Annotated in this window: 15 protein-coding genes and 1 tRNA gene; 10 read left to right on the top strand and 6 right to left on the bottom strand. The window is 63.9% G+C overall.

Annotated features, from left to right (window positions below):
• Positions 1 to 2 precede the first annotated feature (2 nt).
• Positions 3 to 608, bottom strand: a complete 606-nt coding sequence (locus tag EYS42_RS02465) for a rhomboid family intramembrane serine protease (RefSeq protein WP_130966255.1) — start codon at positions 606 to 608, stop codon at positions 3 to 5.
• A 253-nt stretch (positions 609 to 861) separates the two neighbouring features.
• On the opposite strand from EYS42_RS02465, the gene EYS42_RS17415 reads away from it, so the two are divergent.
• The 5 genes from EYS42_RS17415 (at position 862) to EYS42_RS02440 (ending at position 5,489) form a co-directional block, all read left to right on the top strand.
• Positions 862 to 2,673, top strand: coding sequence for a methyl-accepting chemotaxis protein (locus EYS42_RS17415; RefSeq protein ID WP_130966254.1), 1,812 nt, complete (start codon positions 862 to 864; stop codon positions 2,671 to 2,673).
• Between the two features lie 82 nt (positions 2,674 to 2,755).
• Entirely contained in the window at positions 2,756 to 4,030 is a 1,275-nt protein-coding gene (locus tag EYS42_RS02455; protein WP_130966253.1) for an amidohydrolase family protein, read from the top strand.
• Positions 4,031 to 4,100: 70 nt separating this feature from the next.
• Positions 4,101 to 4,185, top strand: a tRNA-Leu gene (locus EYS42_RS02450).
• A gap of 122 nt (positions 4,186 to 4,307) precedes the next feature.
• Positions 4,308 to 5,210, top strand: coding sequence for a cysteine synthase CysM (gene cysM, locus EYS42_RS02445; protein ID WP_130966252.1), 903 nt, complete (start codon positions 4,308 to 4,310; stop codon positions 5,208 to 5,210).
• Positions 5,211 to 5,249: 39 nt separating this feature from the next.
• A complete protein-coding gene (locus tag EYS42_RS02440) occupies positions 5,250 to 5,489 on the top strand; it encodes a sulfurtransferase TusA family protein (protein WP_130966251.1) in 240 nt (79 codons plus the stop codon).
• A gap of 51 nt (positions 5,490 to 5,540) precedes the next feature.
• Here the strand turns inward: EYS42_RS02440 and ruvB are convergent, their stop codons facing one another.
• Positions 5,541 to 6,629, bottom strand: a complete 1,089-nt coding sequence (ruvB, locus tag EYS42_RS02435) for a Holliday junction branch migration DNA helicase RuvB (protein WP_130966250.1) — start codon at positions 6,627 to 6,629, stop codon at positions 5,541 to 5,543.
• 277 nt (positions 6,630 to 6,906) lie between these two features.
• Here ruvB and EYS42_RS02430 point away from each other — a divergent pair, with 277 nt between their 5' ends.
• Positions 6,907 to 7,968, top strand: coding sequence for a porin (locus EYS42_RS02430; RefSeq protein WP_165456609.1), 1,062 nt, complete (start codon positions 6,907 to 6,909; stop codon positions 7,966 to 7,968).
• Positions 7,969 to 8,122: 154 nt separating this feature from the next.
• Here the strand turns inward: EYS42_RS02430 and EYS42_RS02425 are convergent, their stop codons facing one another.
• The 3 genes from EYS42_RS02425 to lptM form a co-directional block, all read right to left on the bottom strand.
• The gene (locus tag EYS42_RS02425; RefSeq protein ID WP_130966248.1) at positions 8,123 to 9,160 is read right to left on the bottom strand and encodes a porin; all 1,038 of its coding nucleotides are present in this window, start codon (positions 9,158 to 9,160) and stop codon (positions 8,123 to 8,125) included.
• A 231-nt stretch (positions 9,161 to 9,391) separates the two neighbouring features.
• Positions 9,392 to 10,657 (bottom strand): diaminopimelate decarboxylase, encoded by a 1,266-nt coding sequence (gene lysA, locus EYS42_RS02420; protein ID WP_130966247.1) that lies wholly within the window; start codon positions 10,655 to 10,657, stop codon positions 9,392 to 9,394.
• Between the two features lie 13 nt (positions 10,658 to 10,670).
• On the bottom strand, positions 10,671 to 10,835 hold the full coding sequence (gene lptM, locus EYS42_RS17465; protein WP_130966246.1) for an LPS translocon maturation chaperone LptM: 165 nt from the start codon (positions 10,833 to 10,835) through the stop codon (positions 10,671 to 10,673).
• A gap of 23 nt (positions 10,836 to 10,858) precedes the next feature.
• Here lptM and cyaY point away from each other — a divergent pair, with 23 nt between their 5' ends.
• Positions 10,859 to 11,212 carry an iron donor protein CyaY gene (gene cyaY / locus EYS42_RS02410; RefSeq protein ID WP_130966245.1) on the top strand — a complete coding sequence of 118 codons (354 nt, stop codon included), beginning with the start codon at positions 10,859 to 10,861 and terminating at the stop codon, positions 11,210 to 11,212.
• A 13-nt stretch (positions 11,213 to 11,225) separates the two neighbouring features.
• Here the strand turns inward: cyaY and EYS42_RS02405 are convergent, their stop codons facing one another.
• Entirely contained in the window at positions 11,226 to 13,616 is a 2,391-nt protein-coding gene (locus tag EYS42_RS02405) for a penicillin-binding protein 1A (RefSeq protein WP_130966244.1), read from the bottom strand.
• A gap of 287 nt (positions 13,617 to 13,903) precedes the next feature.
• Here EYS42_RS02405 and EYS42_RS02400 point away from each other — a divergent pair, with 287 nt between their 5' ends.
• From EYS42_RS02400 to EYS42_RS02390, 3 genes are read left to right on the top strand one after another with little or no spacing between them, the layout of a single operon-like run.
• Positions 13,904 to 14,941 (top strand): pilus assembly protein PilM, encoded by a 1,038-nt coding sequence (locus tag EYS42_RS02400; RefSeq protein WP_130966532.1) that lies wholly within the window; start codon positions 13,904 to 13,906, stop codon positions 14,939 to 14,941.
• A complete protein-coding gene (locus EYS42_RS02395) occupies positions 14,938 to 15,555 on the top strand; it encodes a PilN domain-containing protein (protein WP_130966243.1) in 618 nt (205 codons plus the stop codon). Before EYS42_RS02400 ends, EYS42_RS02395 begins: the two co-directional genes overlap by 4 nt.
• 1 nt (position 15,556) lies before the next feature.
• Entirely contained in the window at positions 15,557 to 16,270 is a 714-nt protein-coding gene (locus EYS42_RS02390; RefSeq protein WP_130966531.1) for a type IV pilus inner membrane component PilO, read from the top strand.
• The last annotated feature ends 9 nt before the right edge of the window (positions 16,271 to 16,279 follow it).

Here is a 16,279-nt window from a genome sequence, read left to right as displayed (position 1 = left end):
GCTCAACGCCGGCGAGGGCCGCGAGAAAACGGGGGCTGGCCGCGCCAGTAACGGATCATGAGCCAGCCACCCAGCATGCCGCCCAGGTGGGCGAAGTGGGCCACGCCCGAATTCGTGCCCGTCACGCCCAGGAAGAGTTCGATCGCACCGTACACCGCCACGAACACCTTGGCCTTCATGGGAATCGGCGGGAACAGCGGCATGATGGTGCGGTCCGGGAAGATCATGCCGTAGGCCAGCAGCAGGCCGAACAGCCCGCCCGAGGCGCCCACGGTGGGTGTCATCCAGCCGCCCAGCAGTGACAGCACCAGTTGCGTGGCGGCAGCCGCCAGCACCGAGGCGGCATAAAAGCGGATGAATCGCTGCTGCCCCCACATCTGCTCCAGCTCGCTGCCGAACATCCACAGGCCCATCATGTTGAAGAACAGGTGGCCGATGCCGCCGTGCATGAAAGCGTAGGTCACCACCTGCCAGGGCATGAACTGCCCGCTTTCCAGCGGCCACAGGGCCATCCACCGCGACAGGCTTTCCCCAAGGGCAATGTCGATGCAGAACAAGGCCACGTTGAGCAGCAGCAGGGCCTGGGTGATGGGTGGCATCGGAGGCATGGGTGGCGCGGGTCCGGTCAATGTCGATGCCGTCGATCATAGACCGCCTCGTTGGGGCCCAAGCCGTGAACTGCGGCGAGCCCCTGCTTCACATCGTGAATTCTGTGGGTGTTGCCGCGCGGCCCACATCCCGAAAAATCGAAAAGGCAGGTGACATTGCGCATCCTCCTGCGTTCTCAACGCCACACGTTGCACACCGGTTTCACGGCTTGCCGCATGCTCAAGCCATTCGAAATGTATCGAGGAGTTACAGATGCAGTGGATCGTGAACATGCGCTTGCGCAGCAAACTCTTGCTGTCGTTTGGGGCGATCCTGACCTTGATGGTGTTGCTGGGCCTGTTTGCCCTGCGCCAGATCGCGCTGGTGAACAACTCCACCGAAGACATGGCCCGCAACTGGTTGCCCAGCGTGGCCAGCGTGAACCGTCTGCGCGACAGCATGCGCGAATACCGTCAGCTGGAGCTGGAGCACGCGCTGACCACCGACGAAGTGGGCATGCGCGACATCGAAAGCCGCATGGAGAAGGCCCGCAATGAGCTGGCCGCGGGGCGCAAGGTGTACGAGCCGCTCATCTCCAGTGAGGAAGAGCGCAACCTGTGGAAGGGCATTTTGGCCGCCTGGGCGCAGTACCAGGAGCACCACGCCCGTTTCCTGGCGCATTCCCAGAAAAATGAAACCGAGGAAGCCCGCAAGGTGCTGGAAGGCGAATCGCGTCAGGTGTACTTCGCGGTCAGTGCGTCATTGCAGAAGCTGATCGATCTGAACATCGCCGGGGCTGCCAAAGCAACCGCCGATGCAGAGGCCACTTACCAGCAGGCGCTGTGGGCCATCGGCCTCACCCTGGCGGTGCTGGTGGCCATGGGCCTGGCCCAGGCCATCTTGCTGGCCCGAGGCCTCAGCCGTGCCGTCAATGACACCGTGGCCCAGCTCAACGAACTGGCCGAGGGCAACCTGGCCCAGGACGTACGCTCCGAGCGTGGAGATGAAATCGGAGATCTGCAGCGCGCGCTGGAACGCACCGTCCAAGGGCTGCGCCAGGTGGTCTCGCAGGTGCGTGACGGTGCCGAATCTGTGGCGACCGCGTCGGCGCAGATCGCACAGGGCACGTCCGACCTCAGCGGTCGCACGGAGGAGCAGGCTTCCAGCCTGGAAGAAACGGCCGCCTCCATCGAAGAGATGTCCGGCACCGTGGCCACCAACGCTGAAAACGCGCGCCAGGCCAACCAGCTGGCCAGCGCTGCATCCGACGTGGCCCGCCGTGGAGGCGAACTGGTGGCGCAGGTGGTCGACAACATGTCGGGCATCCAGGTGGCCAGCCGCAAGATCTCCGACATCATCGGCGTGATCGATGGCATCGCTTTCCAGACCAACATCCTGGCGCTGAATGCAGCGGTGGAAGCCGCCCGTGCCGGCGAACAAGGCCGAGGCTTTGCCGTGGTGGCCGGTGAGGTGCGCTCGCTGGCCCAGCGCAGCGCCAACGCAGCCCGAGAGATCAAGACCCTGATCAACGACAGCGTCGAAAAGGTCAACGCAGGCCATGAACTCGTCAATTCGGCGGGCAGCACCATCGAAGACGTGGTGCTGCAGGTGCGCAAGGTGACCGACCTGGTGGGCGAGATTGCCCATGCCAGCACCGAGCAGAGCCAGGGTGTGTTGCAGATCAACCAGGCCGTGGGTCAGCTCGACCAGATGACCCAGCAGAACGCTGCCCTGGTGGAGGAAAGCATGGCCGCGGCCGACAGCTTGCGCACGCAGGCTGCTCGCCTGAACGAAGCCATGGCCTTCTTCCGCACCGGAGGGCGAGACGGTGGACGAGCCGCCACAGCCACAGCCACCGCCACGAGTCAGGGCGCGGCGCACGCCACACGTCCGCCAGTGAGTGTCAGCCCGCTCAAGCCGGTCGCGACCGCCACACGCGCTCCCAGCACGGCGCGTGGTTCAGAGCCAGCACGGCCGCTGCCTTCGGCCCGGCCGGAGGCGCCTCGCATGGCCGCTCCGTCAGCCCCCAGCCTCGGCCACAGCCCCGCCAAGGCATCGTCCGACGAGGAATGGGAAACCTTCTGACCGGCTGACCGGCTAACCGCTGGCGCAGGGCGCCGGCCCGACTCCTGCTAGGCTCTTCGTGTGACGGCACGCGGAGCCTTTCATGCTCGACCTCATCCTTCGCCACTGCAGCCTGCCCGATGGCCGGCAAGACCAGGACATCGGCATCCAGGCCGGCCGCATCGTGGCGGTGCAGCCCGCCTTGCCAGCCCAGGCCGCCGAAGAAATCGACGCGGCCGGCCATCTGGTCAGCACCCCCTTCGTCGATGCCCATTTCCACATGGACTCCACCCTCAGCCTGGGGCAGCCGAGGCTGAACCAGTCGGGCACCTTGCTGGAGGGCATCCAGCTGTGGGGCGAACTCAAACCGCACCTCACGCAGGAGGCCATCGCGCAGCGCGCGCGCCAATACGCCCAGTGGGCCATGGCCCAGGGCCTGCTGGCCATCCGCACCCATGTCGATGTGTGCGACCCGCGCCTGCTGGCGGTCGAGGCCCTGCTGTCCGTGCGACGCGAACTCAGCCCCTTCATTGATCTGCAACTGGTGGCCTTCCCGCAAGACGGCTACCTGCGCAGCCCGGGGGCCGTCGCCCAGCTCAAGCAGGCGCTGGACATGGGTGTCGACGTGGTCGGCGGCATCCCGCATTTCGAGCGCACCATGGCCGAAGGCGCCGAATCGGTGCGCCTGCTGTGCGAACTGGCGGCCGAACGGGGTCTGCGCGTCGACATGCACTGTGACGAAAGCGATGACCCCCTGTCGCGCCACATCGACACCCTGGCCTTCCACACCCAGCGCCTGGGCCTGCAGGGCAGGGTGGCCGGCTCGCACCTCACCTCCATGCACAGCATGGACAACTACCACGTCAGCAAGCTGATCCCGCTCATGCGCGAAGCCGGGGTGGCGGCCATCGCCAACCCGCTCATCAACATCACCCTGCAGGGGCGCCACGACACCTACCCCAAACGCCGTGGCATGACCCGCGTGCCCGAGCTGCTGGCTGCCGGGGTGGATGTGGCCTTTGGCCACGACTGCGTGATGGACCCCTGGTACAGCCTGGGCACGGGCGACATGCTGGAAGTGGCCCACATGGGCCTGCACGTGGCCCAGATGACGGGCCAGCAGGCCATGCGCCAGTGCTTCGAGGCCGTCACCACCACCCCGGCCCGCATCCTGGGCATCGAAGGCTGGGGGCTGGCCCCTGGCTGCCGGGCCGATCTGGTGCTGCTGCAGGCCCGTGACCCGGTCGAGGCCTTGCGCGTGCGCGCCACCCGACTGGCCGTGATCCGCCGCGGGCAGGTCATCGCCCGCACACCACCCAAGGTGGCCCGCCTGCAACTGCCGTCAGGCGCGGTCAGCGTTGATTTTCTGCAGCATTGAGTGCACACAGGGTGCTGGCGGGCCGTGAACCACAGTCTTGGCTGTGCTATTCTCTCGCCCTCACAGCCGTGCCCTGGTGGTGAAACTGGTAGACGCGCCGGATTCAAAATCCGGTTCCGAAAGGAGTGTCGGTTCGAGTCCGACCCGGGGCACCAGGCCCAGCCTGCCCGCAACCGATGTGGGGCCCAAAGGCTGTGGTCGCTGGCCCCAACGGCCTGAAGCCACTACCACCGCCCCACACGCTGCTCGTTTTTTGCAGCCTGTCAGAATGTCGGTGATGAACTACCCCACGCTCGAAGACGTCATTGGCCAAACGCCCCTGGTGCGTTTGCAACGTGTACCCGGTCAGGACAACGACTACCGCGGCAATGTCATCCTCGCGAAGCTGGAAGGCAACAACCCCGCCGGCTCCGTGAAAGACCGCCCGGCCATCAGCATGATCCGCCGGGCCGAAGAGCGCGGCGACATCAAGCCCGGCGACACGCTCATTGAAGCCACCTCGGGCAACACCGGCATCGCCCTGGCCATGGCCGCGGCCATCCGGGGCTACCGCATGGTGCTGATCATGCCGGAAGACCTGTCCATCGAGCGCGCCCAGACCATGAAGGCCTTTGGCGCCGAGCTCATCCTCACGCCCAAGAGCGGCGGCATGGAATACGCGCGAGATCTGGCCGACCAGATGGTGCGCGAAGGCAAGGGCGTGGTGCTCGACCAGTTCGCCAATGCCGACAACCCGCGCGTGCACTACGAAACCACCGGCCCCGAAATCTGGGCCGACACGCAAGGCCGCATCACCCATTTCGTGAGCGCCATGGGCACCACCGGCACCATCACTGGCACGTCGCGCTATCTCAAAGAGCAAAACGCCGCGGTGCGCATCGTGGGCGCCCAGCCGCAAGACGGCTCCCGCATCCCGGGCATCCGCAAGTGGCCCGAGGCCTACCTGCCCAAGATCTACGACCCCAGCCAGGTCGACGAGCTCATCCATGTCAGCCAGGCCGACGCCGAAGACATGGCCCGCCGCCTGGCGCGCGAAGAAGGCCTGTTCTGCGGCATCTCGGCCGCGGGTGCCTGCTGGGCCGCTCTGCAGCTGGCGCGCACCCAGCGCAACGCCACCATCGTGTTCATCGTGTGCGACCGGGGCGACCGCTACCTGTCCACCGGCGTGTTCCCGGCCTGAGCCCGCGGCCGCATCTGCCCATTGTTCAAGGACCCCATCATGGACGTTCACAAGGAAGTCGACGCCCGCGGCCTGACCTGCCCGCTGCCCATCCTGCGCGCCAAGAAGGCCCTGTCAGACATGCACAGCGGCGAAGTGCTCAAGGTGCTGGCCACCGACCCCGGCTCGGTGCGAGATTTCCAGGCCTTCGCCCGTCAGACGGGCAACGAGCTGGTCGAGCAGCAAAGCCTGCAGGCCAACGGCCAGGACGAATTCGTGCACCTGTTGCGCAGGCGCTGAAAGAATCAGCGCGGGTGCCGGGGCAGCGCTTTGCCTCGGGCTGACGCGCGTTCAGGCTTCAGACAACAGATCGCCACCCTGTGGCGGGTTCAGCCCCAGGTGTCGGAAAGATTGCGCTGTGGCAATCCGCCCGCGGGGCGTGCGCTGCAGGAAACCCTGCTGGATCAGATAAGGCTCGATCACGTCTTCGATGGTGTCGCGCTCTTCCCCGATGGCCGCCGCCAGGTTGTCCAGCCCGACAGGGCCGCCATCGAAGCGGTGGATCACGGCCTCCAGCAGCTTGCGGTCCATCAGGTCGAAACCCAGCGGGTCCACGTCCAGCATCGACAGGGCCTTGTCGGCCATGTCCTTCGTGATGCGACCGGTGCCCTTCACTTCGGCGTAGTCACGCACCCGGCGCAGCAGCCGGTTGGCAATGCGGGGTGTGCCGCGCGAACGGCGCGCCACTTCCAGGGCGCCTTCCGCGTCGATGGGGGCGCCCAGCAGCCCGGCCGAGCGGGTCACGATGCGGCACAGCTCGTCGGACGTGTAGAACTCCAGCCGCGCCACGATGCCGAAGCGATCACGCAGCGGGTTGGTCAGCATGCCGGCCCGTGTGGTGGCGCCCACCAGCGTGAAAGGCTGCAGGTCGAGCTTGATCGAGCGCGCCGCCGGGCCTTCACCGATCATGATGTCGATCTGGTAGTCCTCCATCGCCGGGTAAAGAATTTCTTCCACCACCGGGCTCAGGCGGTGGATCTCGTCGATGAAGAGCACATCGTTGCGCTCCAGGTTCGTCAGGATGGCGGCCAGGTCTTTCGGCTTTTCCAGCACCGGGCCCGAGGTCTGGCGCAGGTTCACGCCCAGCTCGGCCGCCACGATGTGGCTCAGCGTGGTCTTGCCCAGCCCGGGCGGGCCGAACAGCAGCACGTGGTCCAGGGCCTCGTTGCGCTTCTTCGTGGCGTGGATGAAGATTTCGAGCTGCTCGCGGGCCTTGGTCTGGCCCACGTAATCGTCCAGCCACTTGGGCCGCAGGGCACGCTCCAGCGCCTCTTCGTGGCTGGACGCCACCCCGGCCGTGACCACCCGATCCACCTCTTGCCGGGCACGCGGTGCCGGGCTGGAGGGCAGGGGCATGAGGTCGTCGGTCTGTATGCTCATACAGTGATCATACGCGTTTGGTCACTGTTGCGGTCACACAACATGATCCGCGTGGAAGACCACATGTGACAGGGTTGTCATCAATTCATTCACACAAAGCGGGTTCAATCTCGCCTGTCGAAGCCCCGAGCAGGCGCTGCACTGGGTCACATGCGGTTCTCTCATGAACCCATGCGTTCAAGTCGCAAGCGCCGGCTTCATCGGGCTTGATACTCGGATCACGGAGCACACACCTGTTTGTTCCTGCCGCATTTGCAAGTCTTCTGGAGAGAATTTCATGAAAAAGACCCTGATCGCTCTGGCCGCTCTGGTTTCCGCCTCTGCCTTCGCTCAATCGTCCGTGACCCTGTACGGCGTGGTTGACGCTTCGATCGAAAACGTCAAGGGTGCCAAGTCGGTCACCCGCGTGTCGTCTGACAACCTGGCCTCTTCGCGCCTGGGCTTCCGCGGCGTGGAAGACATCGGTGGCGGCCTGAAGGGCAAGTTCACCCTGGAAACTGCTGTGGCCGTGGACACCGGCGCCAACGGCGGCGGCGCTACCCGCTTCTTCGACCGCGCCGCCTGGCTGGGTCTGGAAACCGGCTACGGCGAACTGCGCCTGGGCCGTCAAGATTCGTCGATCGGCGTGATCGCCGGCAACAGCGCCATCCTGGGCACCCAGGCTTATGACGACCTGCGCATTGCCAACATGCTGGCTTCGTCGACCTACCGTCGCGTGGACAACGGCATCACCTACATCCTGCCCAAGCTGGTGGATGGCCTGTCGGCTCAAGTGCAGTACTCGACTGCTGTGGGCTCCTCGTCGGCCGTTGGCACCGAAACCTCGGGTGTTGACACCGGTGAAGCCTACGGCCTGAACGCCCAATACGTGGCTGGCCCCCTGGGCCTGGGCTTGGGTTACGTGTCGGCCAAGCAGAACACCAACGGTACCCAAGAAGCCGATGCCGTGCTGGTGTACGGTTCGTATGACTTCGGTCTGGCCAAGGTCACGGCTTACTTCGAGCAAGACGACAGCGACAGCAACAACACGTCCGCTGCCTACGACAAGCGCGCACTGGCTGGCCTGAAGGCCGCTGTGCCCCTGTCGAAGGACTTCACCCTGACCGCTTCTGTGGCCCAGGCTTCGAACGTGAACTTTGTGGCCAACGCCGACGCCCTGATCGTCGCACTGAAGGGTCAGTACAACCTGAGCAAGCGCACCGCCGTGTACGGTCTGCTGACTGCCGTCGACAACGACAACGGCACCACCTCCAACGCCAACATCGGTGTGGCTCAGCAAATGCCTGGCGCCGGCAAGAGCAGCCACGGCATCGCCTTCGGCGTTCGCCACGCCTTCTGATGAGGCAGCGCCCTTGGGGCGCTCGCAACTCAACAGCTGAAAGCCGGGCCTTTGGGCCCGGCTTTCTTTTGGGCCTTGCCAACCATGGCGTCGCCCCAAAGAAAAACGCCCCGCAGGGCGGGGCGTCTGACGTCAGGTGCGAGACCTGCCGGGATCAGAAGGTGTGGCGAACGCCCACGTCGAAACCGGTGACGGTTTGAGAACCCTTGATCTTGCCGCTTGTCACGTCGGTGTAAACCGCGGTGCGCTTGCTCAACACATGCTCGTAACCGATCGAGAACTTGTTGGCCTTGGTGCTGGTGGCGTTGTCAGCATCGAAATGGGCGTAGCCCAGCTTCACGATGTTGGTGTCCACGGGCACAGTGGCGGCCACGATGTAAGAGGTAGGAGTGGTGGCGCCCAAATCAGCGCGTGCATAGCTGACTCGGGGCTTGACCATGCCGAAATCGTAGGATGCGCCCAGCATGGTCAGGTTGTGATCAGCTCCCACGGTCCGTTCCGATTGGTCGTACGCCAGGCCAACAAACAAGGGGCCCGCTTCGTAGCTCACGCCCAGACCGAAGCGGTTCTTGGCACCAGCGTCTCCAGTGGCGCCGGGGGTCGTTCCTGGGGTGCCACTTTCCTTCATCGATGCAGCAGCTTGAACGGTGAAGCCGCTTGCTGCCATCGAGTAGAACAGAGCGTTGTTCACGCGTGCGCTGCGGGTGGTCGGCGTGATGTAGGTTGCAAAGGCGTAAGTGGTGGTGCCACCCACTTCAGCAATGCCCTGGTTCAGCCACGGGTCTTGCTTGAATTGCAGGTAGAAAGCGGGCATGTAGTCACGACCAGCGCCGATTTCACCCACGGGGGTTTCGAGGGCCACCACGCTCATGTCCCAGAAGTCAGCGGTCGCAGATTGAGCGCCGTTGTCGGGAGTGAAGCGGTGTTCCAGCTTGAACTTGGCCTTGTAGCCGCCACCCAGGTCTTCCACGCCGCGGAAGCCCAGACGCGACTTGGTGGCCTGGGCAACGTTCAGTTCTTTGTTCGTCAAACCCACGGCGCCCAGCGCGGTGATGCCAGCCGGGGAGGCGTCAGCACGGTTCTGCTTGACCAGACCCAGGTCAACAACACCGTACAGCGTGACGGACGATTGAGCCATGGCAGAGCCAGCAAAAGCACCCAGTGCGGCCAGAGCGATCAGAGACTTTTTCATGAGGTGTTCTCCAGAGTTGAACGGTGGGACAGGTTCTTCCGCGCAAGGCGTCTGCCCCGAACTCTCCGTTGAAGAGTTGGTTGCATTCCACCAGATCAGGGGGTGGGCGGGTATAGGCACTTGCCTTTTTCCGCCGTTTGTGTGGTGGGTGGGCCACAAACGGCCGTTTGATGTGTCTCCAAAATGCAAAAAGCGCACCGGGGTGGTGCGCCTTCGCTGCGTTTGGCTGTATCAGATCAAACGCTCTTCGGCAAACAGGCTCTCGACCGTTTCCCGTGCACGGATCACGTGCACCTGCGCACCATCGACCATCAGTTCGGCGGCGCGTCCGCGCGAGTTGTAGTTGCTGGCCATGGTCATGCCGTAGGCACCGGCCGACAGCACCGCCAGCACATCGCCGGGCTGCACATTCAGGTCGCGGTCGCGGCCCAGCCAGTCACCCGATTCGCAGACCGGACCCACCACGTCCCAGGTGGTGGTCTCACCTCTGCGTTGGCGGGTGTTCACGATGCCCATGTAGGCCTCGTACAGCGCAGGGCGCATCAGGTCGTTCATGGCGGCATCGACCACGCAGAAATTCTTCTGCTCACCGGGCTTGAGGAACATCACCTCGGTCAGCAGCACGCCGGCATTGCCCACCAGCGAGCGGCCGGGTTCAAACATCACCTCGCGGTGGCCGTGGCCGCGCACATCGATGCGGGCCAGCAGCTGCCCGATCAGGGTGCGGGCGTCCGGCGGGGTCTCGTCGGTGTAGCGAATGCCCAGGCCGCCGCCCAGGTCCAGGTGGTGCAGGGTGATGCCGTGCGATTCGATGGCTTCGACCAGGTCCAGCACGCGTTCCAATGCGTCGAGGTAGGGCGACACGTCAGTGATCTGCGAGCCGATGTGGCAGTCAATGCCCACCACCTCGATGCCGGGCAGTTGTGCGGCACGGCGATAGGTTTCGACGGCCAGTTCGTGCGCGATGCCGAACTTGTTGCCCTTCAGGCCGGTCGAGATGTAGGGGTGGGTGCCGGCGTCCACGTCGGGGTTCACGCGCAGGCTGACGCGGGCGGTCAGGCCGTTCTGGCTGGCCACGTCTGACAGCACCTCCAGCTCGGCCGTGCTTTCCACGTTGAAACACTTCACGCCGGCCTGCATGGCCAGCTTCATTTCGTCGCGGGTCTTGCCCACCCCCGAAAACACCACCTTGCCTGGCTGGCCACCGGCGGCCAGCACGCGGGCCAATTCACCGGCCGACACGATGTCAAAGCCGCAGCCGGCCTGGGCAAAGGTCTGCAGCACGGCCAGGTTGGAGTTGGCCTTGACCGCATAGCAGATCAGGTGCTGGCGACCTTCCAGCGCCTGTTGGTAGGGCGCCAGGGCCGCGCGCATGGCATTGCGCGAGTACACATACAGGGGGGTGCCGTGCTGGGTGGCCAGGTCGGCCAGTCGCACGTCTTCCAGGTAGAGGTCTTCGCCGCGGTATTGCAGGAACGGGGAGCCAGGCAGGTTCATGGCAGGAATGCTTTCAGGGGGTGGGGGCGGCGGGCGCCGACGGGGTGGCCGGGGCAGGCAGGTACAGGGCCCCTTTCTGTCCGCAGCCGGAAAGCCCGGCCAGTGCGGTGCAGCAAAGCAGTGCCGCCAGGCAGGCTCGCCATGGCGTCTTTAGAATTCGAGGCTTCTGTGCTTTCATGCCCGCCATTCTAAGTAAGAGCCATGTCCGACGCCTCCACGCCTTCCGGCTTCCCTGATGCCGACTACGACGCAGCGGCTCGCCGTGCGCTGGCCCGAATCGAAGCGCAGGTCGATGCCTGGCTCGAAGATGACCTCATCGACATCGACGCGGCCCGCACCGGCGGCATGGTCACGCTCAGCCTGCCCAATCGCAGCCAGCTGATCGTCAACATGCAGCCGCCCCTGCATGAGCTGTGGCTGGCCGCACGCCAGGGCGGTTATCACTTCCGGTACGCCGGCGGTGACCGCTGGCCCGACACCCGCACCGGTGAAGACTTCTTCGACATGCTGTCGGCGTGCGCCACGGCCCAGGCCGGGCAACCGCTGACTTTCTGATCTGCTGCGGCCCTCAGCGGGCTTCGGTGCCAAACAGGTCCAGGATGCCTTTTTTCTCGGTCTCGTCGGCCGGGGCGGGCATGGGGCGGTCGCTGTCGTCGCCCACCAGTTCGGTCACACCCGTGCTGCGTGTGTACTCTTCGTAGTACCACTCGCCGCCAATGTTCACCACGCCCTCGGGCGGGGCCATTTCTTCCACGGGCAGGCCCTTCAGGGCGGTCTGCATGTAGTCGATCCACACGGGCAAGGCCAGGCCGCCGCCGGTTTCCTTGTCACCGAGCTTGCGCGGGGTGTCATGCCCAATCCAGACCACCGCCACCACGTGCCGGTTGTAGCCTGCGAACCAGGCGTCCATCGAATCGTTGGTGGTGCCGGTCTTGCCGTACAGGTCGGGGCGCTTGAGCACGGCCTGTGCGCGGGCGGCTGTGCCTGAGCGCGTCACCTCCTGCAGCAGGCTGCTCATGACGAAGGCGTTGCGTGCATCGATGGCGCGCATGGTTTCGTCCAGCGGGGTGTAGCGGGCTTTGCTCAGCAGTGCACCACGGTTGTCGGTCACGCGGTCGACCAGGATGGGGTTGACACGGTAGCCACCATTGGCGAACACGGCATAACCATCGGCCATCTGCATGGGTGTGACCGAACCTGCGCCCAGGGCCATGGTCAGGTAGGCCGGGTGTTTGGCCGCTTCGAAGCCGAAGCGCGTCACCCAGTTCTGCCCGTACTTGGCGCCGACCGACTTCAAAATGCGGATCGACACCATGTTCTTCGACTTGGCCAGCGCACGGCGCATGCTCATGGGCCCCTCGAACTTGCCGTCGTAGTTCTTCGGCTCCCAGGGCTGACCACCCGTCACGCCTGCGTCGAAGAACAGTGGCGCGTCATTGACCGAAGTGGCGGGCGTGAAGCCCTTTTCCAGCGCGCTCGAGTAGATGAACGGCTTGAAACTCGAGCCGGGCTGGCGCCAGGCCTGGGTCACATGGTTGAACTTGTTGCGCTCGAAGTCGAAGCCGCCTGCCATGGCGCGCACAGCGCCTGTCTGGGGGTCCAGGGCCACGAAGGCGCCTTCCACCTCGGGCAACTGCACGATCTGCCACCGTCGCTCTTCGGTGTTCTGGCGAACCACTCGGATCACCGAGCCGCGGCGCACCTGCGTTTTGGGCGTCGCCTTGTCGTTGAGGCCGGGCAGGGCCGCCTTCAGGCCGTCCGGGCCAATGTCGATCGATTCGCCGTTCTGCAGCAGCGCCGTCACCCCGCGAGGGGTGGCGTTCAGCACCACCGCCGCATGGATGTTGTCGCTGTCGGGGTGCTCCTCCAGCGCTTCAGCGATGCGCACATCGGTCTGTTTGGGGTCGGCGGGCAACTCCACAAAGGCTTCCGGACCGCGCCAGGCCTGGCGGCGATCGTAGTCCAGCAGGCCCTTGCGCAGTGCGCGTGTGGCTGCCGCCTGTTCGGCCATGCGCACCGTGGTGTGCACGATCAGCCCGCGTGTGTAGGCCTCCGGGCCGTACTGTTCGTACATCAGCCCCCGGGCGGCTTCGGCCACGTAGGCCCCGGCGGGCGAAATGGGCGCCTTGCTGCGGTACACCAGTTTTTCGGCCCGTGCCTCTTCATACTGGTCTTCCGTGATGAACCTGTTCTCCAGCATGCGCCCCAGGATGTGCTGCTGCCGGATGGTCGCGCGCTTGAGGTTGCGCAAGGGGTTGTAGGCCGAAGGCGCCTTGGGCAGACCGGCCAGCATGGCGGCCTCGGCCACCGTCAGTTCGTTGAGCGACTTGCCAAAGTAGGTTTCGGCGGCGGCCGCAAACCCATAGGCCCTCTGTCCCAGGAAGATCTGGTTCATGTAGAGCTCGAGGATCTGGTCTTTGGTCAGCAGGCTCTCGATCTTCAGCGCTAGCAGGATTTCATAGATCTTGCGGGTGAATGTCTTTTCGGTGCTCAGGTAGAAATTGCGCGCCACCTGCATCGTGATCGTCGATGCGCCCTGGCTGCGAGATTCCCCGAAGTTGGCCAGGCCGGCCCGCAGAATCCCGATGTAGTCCACCCCGCCGTGCTGATAGAAGCGCGCGTCTTCGATGGCCAGCACCGCATCGCGCATCACCTGGGGAATGGCCCGGACTGGCACGAAGTTTCGTTTTTCTTCGCCGAATTCACCCAGCAGCACGCCGTCGGCCGAGTACACCCGCAGAGGCACCTTGGGGCGATAGTCCATCAAGCCATTGAGCGGAGGCAGGTTGGGGTACACCATGGCCAGGCCCAGGCTGATCAGCATGGCACCCGCCAGCACGCCCGCAGCCGTCAGCCCGATCAGCCAGAGCAGGGGCTTGAGCAGCCAGGTCATCCACCAGGGGGACGCGGGACGTCCGGCAGGCGCCGGCGTAGAAGACTGGGGGGCGGTTTCGCTCATTGGCGGGCATTCAGGGCAATCCCTGCATTATAGAAATGCCCTGTGAAACCTCTGCCAGGCCTCTTCGTCAGCCCTCGCCACAGTTGGCAAGGGGTTTGTGAAACCATGTGTAAGGCGTCTGGAAGGAACAACGACTAGGTGAAAAGCCGGGCTACATCGCGTTTCATGTTCAAAAACTTTGCTGCTAGCATTGAAGTGGTTTATTAACTTTCCAGGGCTTGCGTCCTGCAGGCATGGAGGATTGAGTGAGCTTTCTAGACACGCTGCTGGGGCGCAAGCACCCGCCGATGATCGGGCTCGACGTGAGTTCGTCCAGCGTCAAGCTCGTTGAACTGAGCCGAAACGCTGCAGGCGAACTCACGCTGGAGCGCTTTGCATCCGAGCCCCTGGCCAAAGGCTGGATCACAGACGGTCAGATTGAAAGATTTGACGAGGTGGCCGAAGCCGTTCGGTCTGTCGTGTCAAAAAGCGGCACCCGCACCAAGCTGGCTGCCTTGGCCATGCCGCAGTCTTCTGTGATCACCAAAAAGATCATGCTGCCCGCCGGGTTGCGGGAAGAAGAGATGGAAGTTCAGGTCGAGGCCGAGGCCAATCAATACATCCCGTTCTCGCTCGATGAGGTCAGCCTCGATTTCTGCGTGATCGGTCCCAGCCCGACCTCGGCGGGTGACGTCGAGGTCATGATTGCTGCTTCGCGCAAAGACCGCGTGCAGGACCGGCAGGGCCTGGCCGAAGCCGCAGGCCTCAAGCCCGCGGTGCTCGACATCGAATCGCATGCTGCCCGCATGGCCGTTGGGCGCCTCATTTCCGGTTTGCCTGGTGAGGGCAAGGATGCCCTCGTGGCCTTGTTCGAGATCGGCGCCGAAACCACGGGTCTCAAGGTGCTACGCGACGACGAACTGCTTTACGACCGTGACCAGGCCTTCGGCGGCGCGCAACTCACCCAACTGATCTCCCGCCAGTACGGCTTTTCCTTTGAAGAAGCCGAGCAGAAAAAGCTCAGTGGTGACCTGCCGGAAGACTATCAGAGCGACCTGCTGATGCCTTTTGTGGACAGCCTGTCCCAGGAAATCGGACGCGCCTTGCAGTATTTTTTCACCAGCACTCCACATCACAAGGTGCATTACGTGATGCTGGCGGGAGGCACCGCCTCTCTGCCGGGCTTGAAAGAGCGCGTGACCGAACTCACGGGCTTTGCCTCCATGGTGGTGAACCCCTTCGAGGGCATGAAGCTGGGCAGCTCCGTGCGTGAAAGCAAATTGCGCCGTGAAGCGCCCTCGTACCTGACGGCCTGTGGCCTGGCCATGCGGAGGTTCGTCGGATGATCCTCATCAACCTCCTGCCGCACCGCGAAGAAAAACGCAAACTGCGAAAGCAGGCGTTTTTCGCCGGTCTTGGGTTGTCGGCGCTTGCTGGTCTGGTGTTGCTGATGCTCTGGTATGGTCTCATCCAGCAGCAGATCAGTGCGCAGCAGGCACGCAATGACAAATTGGCTCAGGCCATCCTGGCATTGGATGAACAGATCAAGTCTGTCGCCACGCTCAAAGAAGAAATCGACGCACTCAAGGCCCGTCAGCGCGCCGTCGAGAACCTCCAGACAGACCGCAACATGCCTGTGCACCTGCTCAACGAGCTGGTTCGACAGACCCCCGAAGGCATTGTCCTCAAGTCCATCCGGCAGGAAGGCGCTGATGTGCTGATCGCAGGTCAGGCCCAATCGAACGAACGCGTGTCTGAACTCTTGCGCAACACGGCCAACAATTCGCCCTGGCTCGAGCGCCCGGAACTGGTGGAGATCAAAGCGTCCGCGGACACCGGCGGCGACAAAAAGGTCACTCAGAAGTTGTTTGATTTCTCGGTGCGTGTGGTGCTCAAGCGTCCAGGTGAGGCGGCTGAATCGGCCAGCGCGGCATCTGCGCCCAGGAAGGCCGGTGTCTGACATGTCCAGATACAACATCGACGTCGCAAGTCTCTTTCAGGAGGCTCAGTCCCAGTTCCAGGGGCTCAATCCCAACGAGCCAGGCCAGTGGCCGCTGCTGCCCAAGGTGGCTGCGTTTGCCGGCACCGTTTTTGCCGTGTTGCTGTTGGGCTGGGTGTTGCTTCTGCAGGCTGAGTCCACCACGCTGGATGATGTGGTCCAGAAAGAGCCGCAACTGAAGGCTGAGTACAACGAAAAGTTGGCCAAGGCTGTCAATCTGGCCGAGTTGAGCAAGCAGCGCGTTCAGGTTCAGGAGTATGTCAACCAACTGGAGAAACAGTTGCCAGGCAAGGCTGAAATGGATGCTTTGCTTTCAGACATCAACCAAGCCGGTCTGGGCCGTGGCCTGGAGTTCCAGTTGTTCAAGCCCGGCCAGGTCGAGGTCAAGGACTACTACGCCGAACTGCCGATCACGATCAAAGTTTCGGGACGCTTCCACGATGTGGGTGCCTTTGCCTCGGACATCGCCAATCTCTCGCGCATCGTCACCTTGCACAACATCACCATCACCACACAGTCAGGCAAAGAGTCCTCTGGTGGTTTGATGATGGATGCCGTGGCCCGCACTTACCGGTATCTGGACGCCGCCGAGGTAGAAAGTCAGCGTGTGGCCAAGTCCAAGGCTCGCCGAGGCAACGCAGCGGCTCGCGCCGACCAGGAAGGGGCCAAGCCATGACACATCGGA

Source organism: Aquabacterium lacunae, from assembly GCF_004310865.1.
Lineage (GTDB): Bacteria > Pseudomonadota > Gammaproteobacteria > Burkholderiales > Burkholderiaceae_C > Aquabacterium > Aquabacterium lacunae.
This window is presented reverse-complemented; position numbering and strand designations above follow the sequence as displayed.